The organism is Streptomyces sp. NPDC045026 (genome assembly GCF_056432625.1).
This window is the reverse complement of the sequence record NZ_JBWKIS010000005.1, coordinates 197,832-210,545: the sequence shown is the minus strand read 5'-3', so window position 1 is coordinate 210,545 and position 12,714 is coordinate 197,832. Positions and strand designations below refer to the sequence as shown.

Sequence of the window (12,714 nt, the reverse complement as noted above, 5' to 3'; positions counted from 1 at the left end):
CGCCGCTCACACCCGCCTCCATACAGGGAAGAAGAGGTCATGTCCGCCACCATCGAGTGCGCCACCGCCGACGCCGTCACCTGGATCACGCTCAACCGCCCCGAGGCCATGAACGCGCTGACCTGGGACCAGCGGGAGGAGATCATCTCCCTCCTGAACAGCGCCTCCGCGGACCCGGACGTGCGCGCCGTCGTCATCACGGCGACCGGCAGGGGCTTCTGCGCCGGGGCGGACCTGCGCGGCGCGCCCGCCACCGGGCCCCGGGTGCCCGGCGACGTGGCGCGCACGATCCGCCTGGGCGCGCAGCGCCTGATCGCGGCGGTCATGGACTGCGAGAAGCCGGTCGTCGCGGCGGTCAACGGGACGGCGGCCGGGATCGGCGCGCATCTGGCGTTCGCCTGCGATCTGGTGCTCGCGGCGGAGTCAGCCCGCTTCATCGAGGTCTTCGCGCGCCGTGGCCTGGTTCCCGACGGGGGCGGCGCCTATCTGCTGCCGCGCCTCATCGGGCCGCAGCGCGCCAAGGAGCTCATGTTCTTCGGCGACGCGCTCTCCGCGACGGACGCGGAACGCCTGGGCCTGGTCAACCGCACGGTCCCGGACGGGGAGTTGCGCAAGACGGCCCAGGAGTGGGCGGCGCGCCTGGCGAGCGGCCCGACCCGGGCCATCGCCATGACCAAGCAGCTGGTCAACGCCTCCCTGGAGTCGGACCGCGCGACGGCGTTCGCCGCGGAGGCGACGGCGCAGGAGATCAACATGACGACGGCGGACGCACAGGAAGGCGTCGCCTCCTTCAAGGAACGCCGCGACCCGACGTACAAGGGACGGTGAGTTCCTCGACCAATTCCGGCCCGCCACTTCCTATCTGACGCATCGTCAGCTTCAATCGTGGGTGTGATGGGACACGCAGGAATGGCAGCCACGGTGGTCAGGTACCTCCGGTCGGTCGGTGCGCCCACGTCGGCCGAGCCGGTGGACGCGATGCCGCGTCCGGAGCTACGGGCCGTGGGCGAGGACGAGCGGGCGCCACTGGACCCCGGCGAGTTCCGCCGCGTCCTCGGCCACTTCGCCACCGGCGTCACCGTCGTCACGGCGCCGCCGCCGCACCCCGGCGCTCCCCCCGCGGGCTTCGCCTGCCAGTCCTTCTCCTCGCTCTCCCTGGACCCGCCGCTGGTGGCGTTCATGGTGGCCCGTACGTCCACGACCTGGCCGCGCATCGCGAGCGCCGGCGTCTTCTGCGTGAACGTACTGGGCGCGGACCAGGGCGCGCTGTGCCGCTCCTTCGCGGTGAGCGGCGCGGACAAGTTCGCCGGTGTCGAGCACGACGCGGCGCCGGTGACGGGCTCGCCGCGGCTCGCGGGCGCGCCCGCGTGGGTCGACTGCACGATCCACGCGGTCCACACGGGCGGGGACCACCTCATCGTGGTGGGCCGGGTCGAGGCGCTCGGGACGGCGGACGGCGACGCGTCCCCGCTCCTGTTCCACAAGGGCGCGTTCGGCCGCTTCGAGCACTGATCAGGCGAGGTCGGCCACCAGGAGGCCATCGGCATCGGCACTCCGGCGCCGGATCACCAGCGCCATCAGGGCCGCCGCGGCGCACAGCGCGCCGGACGCGTACCAGACGACGTCGTACGAGCCGAACGTGTCACGGGCGACGCCGCCGAGGAAGGCGACGAGCGCGGCACCCACCTGGTGCGAGGCGAGCACCCAACCGAACACGATGGCGCTGTCCTCGCCGTAGTGCGCGTGGCACAGCGCCAGGGTGGGCGGCACGGTGGCGACCCAGTCGAGCCCGTAGAAGACGATGAAGAAGATCATCGGCGGGTGGACGGACGGGGCGAGCAGCATCGGCAGGAACAGCAGGGAGATCCCGCGCAGCGCGTAGTACACCGCGAGCAGCCGCCGGGCGTCGAAGCGGTCGGTGAACCAGCCCGAGGCCACCGTCCCCACGACGTCGAAGATCCCCACCACGGCGAGCAGCGAGGCCGCCGCGGTGATCGGCATCCCGTGGTCGTGCGCGGCCGGCACGAAGTGCGTCTGGACGAGCCCGTTGGTGGAGGCGCCGCAGATCGCGAAGGTCCCGGCGAGCAGCCAGAAGGGCCCCGTACGGGCGGCCTTGAACAGGACGCCCACGGTGCGGCGGGCGGCCCCGGTGACGGGCGGCGGCTTCTCGACGAACTCCTCGGAGCCGTACGGGGTGGCGCCCACGTCGGCCGGGTGGTCGCGCAGCAGCAGCCACACGAACGGCACGACGGCGAGGGCCGCGAGTGCCACCGTCACGGCCGCGGGCCGCCACTTGTGCGCCTCGACGATCCACGAGAGCAGCGGCAGGAAGATGAGCTGTCCCGACGCGGACGCGGCCGTGAGGATCCCGGTCACGAGCCCGCGCCGGGCGGTGAACCACCGGTTGGTGACGGTCGCGGCGAACGCGAGGGCCATCGATCCGGAGCCGAGTCCGACGAGCAGGCCCCAGCACAGCAGGAGCTGCCAGGCCGAGTCCATCCACACGGTCAGCCCGGAGCCGGCCGCGATGACGACCAGGGCGACGGCGACGACGCGCCGGATGCCGAACCGGTCCATGAGGGCGGCGGCGAACGGCGCGGTCAGCCCGTACAGCGCGAGGTTGATCGAGACCGCGAGCCCGATGGTGCCGCGGGACCAGCCGAACTCCTCGTTCAGCGGGTCGATGAGCAGGCCCGGCAGGGACCGGAAGGCGGCGGCGCCGATGATCGTCACGAAGGTGACGGCGGCCACGAACCAGGCGCGGTGGATACGGGGACGGGTGCGGGGCGGACGGGGGCCGCCCGTGCCGGGCGCGCCCTTGGCCGCGGCGTCGGTGTCGGTTGTGTGCGTCACAGCAGACAGCATCGGATTACCGGCCCACCCCGGACGAGTGGCCCGAAAGACAGCCTTCGCTAGGATCGGGCCATAGACTCGGAGTCATGCCCGAGACTTCCGCGCCCCGAACGCAGCGCCCCCACCGTGTGGTCGTCCTGGCCCTCGACGGCGTGCTCCCCTTCGAACTCGGCATCACCCAGCGCATCTTCACCCGCGCCAGGGACACCGAGGGCCGGGCGCTCTACGAGGTCGTGACGTGCTCGGTCAGGGAACCCGGCCCCGTGGAGACGGACGCCGACTTCGCCGTCCTGGTCAGGAACGGCCCGGAGGCACTCGCGACCGCGGACACCGTGGTCGTGCCCGCGTCCTACGAACAGGACCCCGTCCTCGACGAGGGCGTGCTCACCGACGAGCTGGCGGCGGCCTTCGCACAAGTCAGGCCCGGTACGCGGATGGTGTCGATCTGCACCGGCAGCTACGTCCTCGCGGCGGCCGGCTATCTGGACGGGCGCCCGGCGACCACGCACTGGGCGTCGGCGGAGCACTTCCAGCAGCTCTTCCCCAAGATCAAGGTCGACGCGGACGTCCTGTACATCGACGACGGGGACGTCCTGACGTCGGCCGGGGTCGCCGCGGGCATCGACCTCTGCCTGCACCTGGTCCGCCGCGACCACGGCGCGGCGGTGGCCAACGAGGTGGCCCGCCGCACCGTCGTCCCGCCCCACCGCGACGGCGGGCAGGCCCAGTACATCCACCGCCCCGTCCCCGAACCGCAGCTCGCGACGACGACGAAGGCGCGCGCCTGGGCCCTCGCCCGCCTCCACGAACCGCTCCAGCTGCGGGACCTGGCGGCCCAGGAGGCGATGTCGGTACGCACCTTCACGCGCCGCTTCCGCGAGGAGGCCGGCGTCAGCCCCGGCCAGTGGCTCACCCAGCAGCGGGTGGAGCGGGCAAGGCAGCTCCTCGAGTCGAGCGACCTGTCGATGGACCAGGTGGCGCGCGAGTCCGGCTTCGGCACGGCGCAGTCGATGCGGCAGCACCTCCAGGCGGCCCTGGGCGTGACGCCGACGGCGTACCGCCGCACGTTCCACGCGACCAACCCGTAGGGCACGGGACAGCCGAAGTGGACGCGGCTCAGAACACCAGCACCCCCCGCGCCACCCTCCCCTGCTGCGCGTCCTGTGCCGCCTTCGCGAAGTCCTCCACCGGGTAGGTCTCCGTGACCAGCTCGTCGAGCAGCAGCCGGCCCCGGCGGTACAGGTCGGCGTAGAGCCTGATGTCGCGCTGGGGCCGCGACGAGCCGTAGCGGCAGCCGAGGATGGACTTGTCGAGGAAGAGCGAGGCGGGGACGAAGGACGCCTCCGCGTCCGCGGCCGGCATGCCGAGGAGCACGGCCTGGCCGTGCCGGTCGAGGAGGTCGATGGCCTGCCGGACCAGCTCGACACGGCCGACGCACTCGAAGACGTGGTCGGCGCCGTGCGGCAGGACGTCCCTGACCCCGTCGGCCGAGGTCAGGAAGTCCGTCGCGCCGAACTGCCGCGCCACCGCCTCCTTGTCGGGGTTCGCGTCCACGGCGACGATCCGCGACGCGCCCGCGATCCGGGCCCCCTGGAGCACGTTGAGGCCGATCCCGCCGGTCCCGATGACGACGACCGTGTCGCCGTGGTCGACGCGCGCCCGGTTGAGGACGGCCCCGACGCCGGTCAGCACCCCGCACCCCATGAGCGCGGCCGACGTCAGCGGGATCTCGGCGGGGATCGGCACGGCCTGTACGGCCTTCACGACGGTCCGCTCGGCGAAGGAGGAGTTCGCGGCGAACTGGTAGAGCGGCGTGCCGCCCCGCGAGAACGGCTGCGTGGGCATGCCGATCGCCTTGCGGCACATGGTCGGCCGCCCCCGGTCGCACTCCGCGCAGGCACCGCAGTTGGCGAGCGTCGACAGCGCCACATGGTCCCCGGGCGCCACATGCGTGACACCCGCGCCGACGGCCTCGACGACCCCCGCGCCCTCGTGCCCGAGCACGACCGGCGCCGGGAACGGGATGGTCCCGTCGATCACCGACAGGTCGCTGTGGCACAGCCCGGCGGCGGCGACGTCGACGAGCACCTCACCCGGCCCCGGATCGCGTATCTCCAGATCGTCGACCACGTCGGCCCGGACCCCGTCGAACACGACACCCCTCATGACGACTCCCTCGTCTCCCTGGGCAGCCCGAGCACGCGCTCGGCGATGATGTTGCGCTGGATCTCGTCCGAGCCGCCGTAGATCGTGTCGGCCCGGCTGAAGAGGAACAGCCGCTGCGCGGCGTCGAGTTCGTACGGACTGCCGGGCGTCCAGTCCCCGGGCCCGGCGGCGGCGAGCGCGCCCCGCGCCTGGAGGGCGAGTTCACCGAGGCGCTGGTGCCAGCGGCCCCACAGGAGCTTCGCGACGCTCGGGGCACCCGGGTCCTGCGCGCCGCCGAGCGTGCGCAGCGCGTTGAACCGCATGACGCGCAGCTCGGCCCACTGCCGTACGAGGCGGTCCCTGAACAGCGGGTCCTCGGCCACGCCCGTACGCACCGCGGTCGTGACGACCTCGGCGAGTTCGGCGGCGAAGCCGATCTGCTGGGCGAGCGTCGAGACGCCGCGCTCCAGGGCGAGCAGCCCCATGGCGACCTGCCAGCCCTGCCCCTCGCCGCCGACGACGTGCTCCACGCGCGCGTGCGCCCCGTCGAAGAACACCTCGTTGAACTCGGCTGTGCCGGTCAGCTGCCGGATGGGCCGCACCTCGATCCGGCCCGGCTGGTCCATCGGCACGAGGAGGAACGACAGGCCGTGCCGGCGCCGCGACCCGCCCTCGGTGCGCGCGAGCACGAAGCACCAGTCGGCCTCGTGCGCGAGCGACGTCCACACCTTCTGCCCGGTGACGCGGTACGTGTCCCCGTCGCGCACGGCGGTCGTGCGCAGGTTCGCGAGGTCGGAACCGGCGCCGGGCTCGCTGTAGCCCTGGCACCACAGCTCCTCGCCGGAGGCGACCGGCGGCAGGAAGCGCCGCTGCTGCGCCTCGTCGCCGTACGCGATCAGGGTCGGGGCGAGCAGGTTCTCGCCGATGTGCCCGTGGCGTGCGGGCGCGCGGGCCCGCGCGTACTCCTCGGCCCAGACGACCTGCTGGGTCAGTGAGGCGACCCGGTTGCCGTACCCGCCGCGCCGCCAGCCGAGCCCGATCCACCCGGACGCGCCCAACTCCCTTTCCCAGGACCGCCGTACGCCGGCGTCCTCGTGCTCGCTCCCGGGCCCGCCGCGCCCCCGGGCGACGGCGTACTCGCCGGTGAGGTGCTCCGCGAGCCACGCGCGGGCCTCCCGCCGGAACGCCTCGTCCTCATCCCCGAACCCGAACTCCACGACGCCGCCTCCGCGGTCACTTGTTGGGGCGTTCCTTCGCGGCGGCCGCGCGCGCCATCTCCTCAAGGCGGGTCAGCATCGGCATCGGGTCGACCCCCACCGTCCCCGGCAGGAAGTCGGCGATCTTCTCGGGCGTCCACGCCCCGTCCGCGTACCCTGCCCGCAACTCCCTCGGCTGGGCCCAGACCGCGATCTTGGGTCCGGCGATCGTGTACACCTGCCCGGTGATCTTCTCGGCGCGGGCGCGCTCGCTGAGCAGGTAGACGACGAGCGCGGCGACGTCCTCCGGCTCCCCGATCTCCTTGAGCTCCATGGGCACGTTCGCCGACATGCGGGTACGGGCGACGGGCGCGACCGCGTTCGCCGTCACGCCATACTTGTGCAGCCCGAGCGCGGCGCTGCGCACGAGCGAGATGATCCCGCCCTTGGCGGCGCTGTAGTTGGCCTGCGCCACGGACCCCTGGTGGTTTCCGCTGGTGAAGCCGATGAGCGTGCCCGACCCCTGCTTGCGCATGACGGCGGACGCCGCCCGGAACACGGTGAACGTGCCCTTCAGGTGAGTGGCGACCACCGGGTCCCACTCCTGCTCGGACATGTTGAACAGCATCCGCTCGCGCAGGATCCCGGCGACGCAGACGACGCCGTCGATCCGCCCGAACTGCGCCAGCGCCACGTCGACGATGCGCTGTCCGCCCGCCATGGTCGAGATGTCGTCGGCGACGGCCACGGCCTCGCCGCCGGCCGCCTCGATCTCCTTGACGACGGACTCGGCGATCTCGCTCGCCGGTTCGCCGCCCTCGATGGACACCCCGTAGTCGTTGACCACGACCCGCGCGCCCTCGGCGGCACAGGCGAGCGCGACGGCCCTGCCGATGCCACGCCCGGCCCCGGTGACGGCCACCACCTTGCCTGCCAAGAAGTTCCCCACGTCCGGCCCCTTCCCGCGGTTTCTGACGGACCGTTAGATTCTATGACCGGATCGATACCGGAAAACAAGCCCCGGGGAGCACTCATGTCGTTGCCTGCCGAGTTCCACGAAATGGCCAAGCGCGTCAACAACTGGGGCCGTTGGGGCGCCGACGACGAGATCGGCACGCTCAATCTGGTCACCGACGAGGTCGTGCGCGAGGCCGCGGCGACCGTCCGCACCGGCCGCCGGATTCCGCTCGCGCTACCCCTCAAGGAGGACGGGGTGCAGACCGGAATGATCCCCGGCCGGGTCAACCCGCTGCACACCATGGTCCAGATCAACCACGAGCTGTTCGGCCCCGGCACCGTCGCCACCAGCGACGACGCGGTGACCATGGGGCTCCAGACGGCCACGCACTGGGACGCCCTCACCCACGTCGCGCACTCGGGCCGGATCTACAACGGGCGCCCCGCCGACACCATCACGGCGCACGGCGGCGCGCGGTTCAGCGGCATCGACAAGGCCCCGTACGTCGTCTCGCGCGGCGTCCTGCTCGACGTGGCGGCGGCGAAGGGGGTGGACCGGCTGCCCGGCGACCACGCCGTGACACCCGAAGACCTGTCCGAGGCCGAGGAGTTCGGCCACGTCACGGTCCGCGCCGGCGACATCGTCCTGGTCCGCACCGGCCAGATCCAGACGTATCTCGCGGGCGACAAGCACGCGTACAGCTATCCGTCACCCGGCCTGTCCGTGCGCACGCCCGAGTGGTTCCACGCGCGCGACGTGGCCGCGGTCGCGAACGACACCCTCACCTTCGAGATCTTCCCGCCGGAGATCGAGAACCTCTGGCTGCCGGTGCACGCCCTCGACCTGGTCGAAATGGGCATGCTCCAGGGCCAGAACTGGAATCTGGAGAACTTGTCCACAGCCTGTGCACAAGATGCGCGCTATGCGTTCCTGCTGTCGGCGATGCCCGAACCCTTCGTGGGCGGCACCGGCACGCCGGTGGCCCCGGTGGCGATCTTCTAGAGCCCAATAGGCTCGCCCTGTACGGGAGTTCAGAGCCGGGCGGCGATGCGCTCGCACCGCCACCCGGCCCCCGGCGTCCGGGCCCTGCTCCCCCGGCCCCGGGGAGAGCCGACCGCCGCGGCACGACCCGCACTCGCCGAGAGCTCCCGTCACCGGAACCCTTGACGTCCCCTCGCCACGAATCGCTGACCACAAGCGTGATCAAACGGACACCCGGCGTCAACACCCGTACAGAGCTTTGCCAGTTATGTGACTTTTATGACGGCGCACGCCCGGCGCGAAGCCACGCACGCCGAGGCGCCCCGGCGCACCGGGAGGCGGAACTACACCGCCTCGTACGCCATCCCCGGATACGTCCCGGGATACGTCCCCGCCTCCGCGCCCTGCGCGCCGCAGCGGTCGATCTCGCACCAGATGGCCTTGCCCGTACCCTCGGGCCGCCAGCCCCAGCGGTCCGCCAGGCCGTCGACGAGTTCCAGGCCGCGGCCGTTGGTCTCTTCCCCGTCGGCGTGCCGTGGCGCGGGCGGCCGGTCGCTGGCGTCGGCCACCTCCACGCGGACCGTCCCGGCACTCGCCTCCGCCACGGCGCCCGGCAGCAGCATGCGCAGGACGGCCGGACAGCCGGTGTGCACCACGGCGTTGGTGACGAGCTCGGAGACGATCAGGATGAGTGTCTCCGCCAGTGGCTCATCGGCCCCTATCCCGGACCCTGCGAGGCGCGAACGCGCCCACCTGCGGGCTCGGCCCACCTCCGCGGGATCCGCCCCGACCTCCAGCTGAACTTGAAGCACCTGCACCGCTCACACCATCCGAACCGGCGGACACATCGCCTCGGGACTGTGACAAGTCAAGGAGCTCACGGACCGTGATCCCCTTGGGAGACAGCATGGTTGACGTACAGTCACCCCAACAAGCGCTTCGGGCATATTCCAGCGCGAAGGAGTACGCGTGCGCCATACTGTGCGACGCGTCCTGCGGGGAGTCGAACGGTCGGGCGTGCGGCCCTTCCGTGCGCTGCGAGCGGCGCGCATCGCCGGATCCGGAGCCGCCTCAGGGGCAACACCGGGATGGCTCGGACTCGGAACCACTCGCATCCCACACAAGGTACCCGAGCGGAACCCCGACTCCGTGCCGTGACGAGTCCCGTGCAGGACACAACCCGATATCGACGTTCCGTGACCGTCCGTACACGGGTTCGCCCCGCGCTGTGCAGGCCCGGGGACGTCACAGCGCCGCCGCCAGCTCCTCCTCCGTCTCGCGCGCGCTACGGCCCGATCCGGCACGCACCCAGGCCCGCTTGAGGTGCAGATGTACGTCGGCCTCCCAGGTGAAGCCCATGCCGCCGTGCACCTGGACGCAGTCGCGCGCGTTGCGCACGGCCGCCTCGTCGGCGAGCAGCTCGGCGGCGGCGATCTCCACCGGGTCCGCCGTGACGGCAGCCGCGTACACGGCCGCTCGGGCCAGTTCGGCCCGTACGAGCATCTGGGCGCACAGGTGCTTCACGGCCTGGAACGCGCCGATGGGCTGCCCGAACTGCTCGCGCTCGCGGGCGTGTTGGACCGCGAGATCGCAGGTGCGGGCGGCGGAGCCGAGTTGTTCGGCGGCCGTGAGGAGTACGGCCTCGGGGGTGCGGGGCGCGTGCGGGCCCGGCAGCTTGTGCAGCGGCGTGAGCGGGTCGACGGAGGCCAGGGGCACGGCGCCGGTCGCGTCACCCTGGACGACGTCCGACGCGTCGCGCCACGGCAGGAGTTCGCCGGCGGGCGCCGTCACGACGCTCTCGCCGGTCGCGGCGCCCGGCACGCTGCCCGCGGCGAGATGCGTGGCGACGAGCGGGCCCGGCAGGAGGACCCGGCCCGCCTCCTCGAAGACGAGGACGGCCTCGGGCAGCCCCAGGCCGACGCCGCCGTCCGCCTCCGGCAGGCACAGGGCGAAGAAGCCCGCGTCGCCCAGGGCGCGCCACAGCTCCCGGTCCAGGTGTCCGGGCGTGTCCACGGCGGTGCGCAGGGCGTCGCGGTCGAAGCGGCCGGCGAGCAGGTCGCGTACGCCGTCGCGCAGGGCGCGCTGGTCGTCGGTGAGCTGGAAGCGCATGCTCACCGCCCTCCCTTCTGAGGATCCTTCGGCCGGTCCTTCGGGTGGTCCTTGGGCCGGTCCTTCGGCAGGCCGAGGATGCGTTCGGCGACGATGTTGTGCTGGATCTGGGAGGTGCCGGCGGCGATCGTGTACGAGAGGGACGACAGCCGGTCGAGGGTCCACTCGTGGTCCGTGTCGAGGGCGCCCGCGACGCCGAGCACCTCGGCCGCGGCGTCGAACAGCTCCTGGCGGGCGTGCGAGTACCGCAGCTTGAAGACCGAGCCGCCGGTGCCGGGGACGCCGCCGGCCTGCTCGGCCTCGCTGACGTTCCACTGGGTGAGCCGCCACAGAGCACGGAACTCGGCGTTGAGGCGGCCGAGCCTGCGGCGCAGCACGGCGTCGTCCCAGCGGCCGTTCTTGCGGGCCTGCGCGGCCAGTTCGCCGAGGACGCGGCGGCAGGCGACGACCTCGCCGACGAACGCGGTGCCGCGCTCGAAGGACAGCGTCACCATCGTCACGCGCCAGCCGTCGTTCTCCTCGCCGACCCGGTTGGCGACGGGGACGCGTACGTCGTCGAGGAACATCTCGGCGAACTCGGCGGACCCGGCGAGCGTGCGCAGCGGCCTGACGGTGATCCCGGGCGCGTCCATCGGCATGGCGAGCCAGGAGATGCCCCGGTGTTTCGGGGCGGACGGGTCGGTGCGCACGAGGAGTTCGCACCAGTCGGCGACCTCCGCGTGCGAGGTCCAGATCTTGGACCCGCTGACCACGTAGTGGTCGCCGTCCCTCCTCGCGCGGGTGCGCAGCGCCGCGAGGTCGGAGCCGGCGTCGGGCTCGCTGAACCCCTGGCACCACACCTCGTCGCCGCGCAGGACCGGCGGCAGCCAGCGCGCCCGCTGCTCAGGCGTCCCCTCGGCGGCGATGGTCGGCCCGGCGTGCAGCAGGCCGACGAAGTTGGCCCCCACGTAGGGCGCGCCCGCCTTCTCGGTCTCCTCCAGGAATATGAGGTGCTGCGTGGGCGTGGCACCGCGGCCGCCCGCGTCGGCGGGCCAGTGCAGGCCCGCGTACCCGGCGTCGTACAGCCTGCGCTGCCAGCCGAGGTCGTAGGCGCGCCTGCCCGGCCAGTCGTTCGGAGACGGCTTGGGGGGCAGCCCCGGCAGGACGGACGCGAGCCACTCCCGCAGTCGCGCCCTGAACTCCTCTTCCTCGTCCGTGTAAGTCAGATCCATGACGCGGCCCGCTACCTGTCGAGGTCCAGGTCGAGCATGCGGATCGCGTTGCCCCGCATGAGCTTGTAGACCGTCTCGGAGTCGAGGCCCTTCACATGGTCGAGGGCGACCTCCTTGGTGTGCGGGAAGGTCGAGTCGACGTGCGGGTAGTCCGTCTCGAAGGTCGCGTTGTCCCGGCCGACGACGTCGAGGGACGCCACCCCGTGCTTGTCGCGGAAGAAGCAGCAGAACATCTGGCGGTAGTAGTACGTAGACGGCGGCTCGGGGATGAGGTCGCGCACCCCGCCCCAGGCCCGGTGCTCCTCCCAGACGTCGTCCGCGCGCTCCAGGGCGTACGGGATCCAGCCCATCTGGCCTTCGGAGTAGGCGAGTTTGAGCGTCGGGAACTTCACGAGGACTCCGGAGAAGAGGAAGTCCATCATCGACGCCATCGCGTTGTTGAAGCTGAGGGAGGCCTGCACGGCGGGCGGGGCGTCGGGGGACGCGGCGGGCATCTGCGAGCTGGAGCCGATGTGCATGTTGACGACCGTGCCGGTCTCCTGGCACACGGCGAAGAACGGGTCCCAGTAGCCGGAGTGGATCGACGGCAGTCCGAGGTGGGTCGGGATCTCGGAGAAGGTGACCGCCTTGACGCCGCGCGCCGCGTTGCGCCTGATCTCGGCGACGGCGAGGTCGATGTCCCACAGGGGGATGATGCAGAGCGGGATGAGGCGGCCCCCGCTGTCGCCGCACCACTCCTCGACCATCCAGTCGTTGTAGGCGCGCACGCAGGCGAGCGCCACCTCCTTGTCCTTGGCCTCGGCGAACGTCTGGCCGCAGAAGCGGGGGAAGGTGGGGAAGCAGAGGCTGGCCTCGACGTGGTTGAGGTCCATGTCCGCCAGGCGGGCCTTCGGGTCCCAGCAGCCGCGCCGCATCTCCGCGCGCGTGATGCCTTCGAGGGTCATGTCGTCGCGGTCGAAGCCGACGGCGGCGATGTTGCGCTTGTACGGGAACTTCAGGTCCTCGTAGATCCACCAGTCCGTCGGTGGCCCGTCCGGGTCCATCGTGATCTGGTACTTGCCCGCCACGTAGGCGAGCTCGCCGATCCCCGCCGTGAGCGGCTGCGGCCCCCGGTCCCGGTACTTCGCCGGCAGCCAGGTCGAGAAGAGGTGCGCGGGCTCGATCACATGGTCGTCGACGCTGATGATCCGGGGCAGTTCCATCGGGTCCATCGTGTCCCCTCACCTGACAGTTTCTGATGGCGTTTCTGGTGCTGTTTCCG

The 12,714-nt window shown here is 72.1% G+C and carries 12 protein-coding genes; 4 read left to right on the top strand and 8 right to left on the bottom strand.

Translation table 11 applies throughout. The features are described 5' to 3' along the window. The first annotated feature begins 39 nt into the window (after positions 1-39). Together AC07EJ_RS14100 and AC07EJ_RS14095 are read left to right on the top strand one after the other, a co-directional pair. Positions 40-828 (top strand): enoyl-CoA hydratase/isomerase family protein, encoded by a 789-nt coding sequence (locus AC07EJ_RS14100; RefSeq protein ID WP_389478018.1) that lies wholly within the window; start codon positions 40-42, stop codon positions 826-828. Between the two features lie 66 nt (positions 829-894). Further along, positions 895-1,512 carry a flavin reductase family protein gene (locus tag AC07EJ_RS14095; protein WP_393583565.1) on the top strand — a complete coding sequence of 206 codons (618 nt, stop codon included), beginning with the start codon at positions 895-897 and terminating at the stop codon, positions 1,510-1,512. Here the strand turns inward: AC07EJ_RS14095 and AC07EJ_RS14090 are convergent, their stop codons facing one another. Beyond that, a complete protein-coding gene (locus tag AC07EJ_RS14090) occupies positions 1,513-2,865 on the bottom strand; it encodes an MFS transporter (protein WP_389478020.1) in 1,353 nt (450 codons plus the stop codon). It lies immediately after the preceding gene. Positions 2,866-2,939: 74 nt separating this feature from the next. Here AC07EJ_RS14090 and AC07EJ_RS14085 point away from each other — a divergent pair, with 74 nt between their 5' ends. Next, positions 2,940-3,941, top strand: a complete 1,002-nt coding sequence (locus AC07EJ_RS14085; protein ID WP_478884310.1) for a GlxA family transcriptional regulator — start codon at positions 2,940-2,942, stop codon at positions 3,939-3,941. 28 nt (positions 3,942-3,969) lie between these two features. Here AC07EJ_RS14085 and AC07EJ_RS14080 read toward each other — a convergent pair whose 3' ends face one another. From AC07EJ_RS14080 to AC07EJ_RS14070, 3 genes are read right to left on the bottom strand one after another with little or no spacing between them, the layout of a single operon-like run. Beyond that, the gene (locus tag AC07EJ_RS14080) at positions 3,970-5,019 is read right to left on the bottom strand and encodes a Zn-dependent alcohol dehydrogenase (RefSeq protein WP_389478022.1); all 1,050 of its coding nucleotides are present in this window, start codon (positions 5,017-5,019) and stop codon (positions 3,970-3,972) included. Further along, on the bottom strand, positions 5,016-6,215 hold the full coding sequence (locus AC07EJ_RS14075) for an acyl-CoA dehydrogenase family protein (protein ID WP_393583560.1): 1,200 nt from the start codon (positions 6,213-6,215) through the stop codon (positions 5,016-5,018). The genes AC07EJ_RS14080 and AC07EJ_RS14075 overlap by 4 nt, the downstream gene beginning before the upstream one ends. Before the next feature lie 16 nt (positions 6,216-6,231). Continuing rightward, positions 6,232-7,143: an SDR family NAD(P)-dependent oxidoreductase gene (locus AC07EJ_RS14070; protein WP_389478025.1), complete on the bottom strand. Its 912-nt coding sequence runs from the start codon at positions 7,141-7,143 to the stop codon at positions 6,232-6,234. Positions 7,144-7,227: 84 nt separating this feature from the next. Here AC07EJ_RS14070 and AC07EJ_RS14065 point away from each other — a divergent pair, with 84 nt between their 5' ends. After that, positions 7,228-8,154 carry a cyclase family protein gene (locus tag AC07EJ_RS14065; RefSeq protein ID WP_389478027.1) on the top strand — a complete coding sequence of 309 codons (927 nt, stop codon included), beginning with the start codon at positions 7,228-7,230 and terminating at the stop codon, positions 8,152-8,154. A gap of 323 nt (positions 8,155-8,477) precedes the next feature. Here AC07EJ_RS14065 and AC07EJ_RS14060 read toward each other — a convergent pair whose 3' ends face one another. The 4 genes from AC07EJ_RS14060 to AC07EJ_RS14045 all read right to left on the bottom strand — a co-directional run bounded on the left by AC07EJ_RS14060 (position 8,478) and on the right by AC07EJ_RS14045 (position 12,655). Next, positions 8,478-8,951, bottom strand: a complete 474-nt coding sequence (locus AC07EJ_RS14060; protein ID WP_389478028.1) for an ATP-binding protein — start codon at positions 8,949-8,951, stop codon at positions 8,478-8,480. A gap of 427 nt (positions 8,952-9,378) precedes the next feature. Then, positions 9,379-10,242: an acyl-CoA dehydrogenase family protein gene (locus AC07EJ_RS14055; protein WP_389478089.1), complete on the bottom strand. Its 864-nt coding sequence runs from the start codon at positions 10,240-10,242 to the stop codon at positions 9,379-9,381. A gap of 2 nt (positions 10,243-10,244) precedes the next feature. After that, complete coding sequence (locus AC07EJ_RS14050; protein WP_478884309.1) at positions 10,245-11,453, bottom strand: acyl-CoA dehydrogenase; 1,209 nt, start codon at positions 11,451-11,453, stop codon at positions 10,245-10,247. A gap of 11 nt (positions 11,454-11,464) precedes the next feature. After that, positions 11,465-12,655: an amidohydrolase family protein gene (locus tag AC07EJ_RS14045; protein ID WP_376539159.1), complete on the bottom strand. Its 1,191-nt coding sequence runs from the start codon at positions 12,653-12,655 to the stop codon at positions 11,465-11,467. Positions 12,656-12,714: the final 59 nt, after the last annotated feature.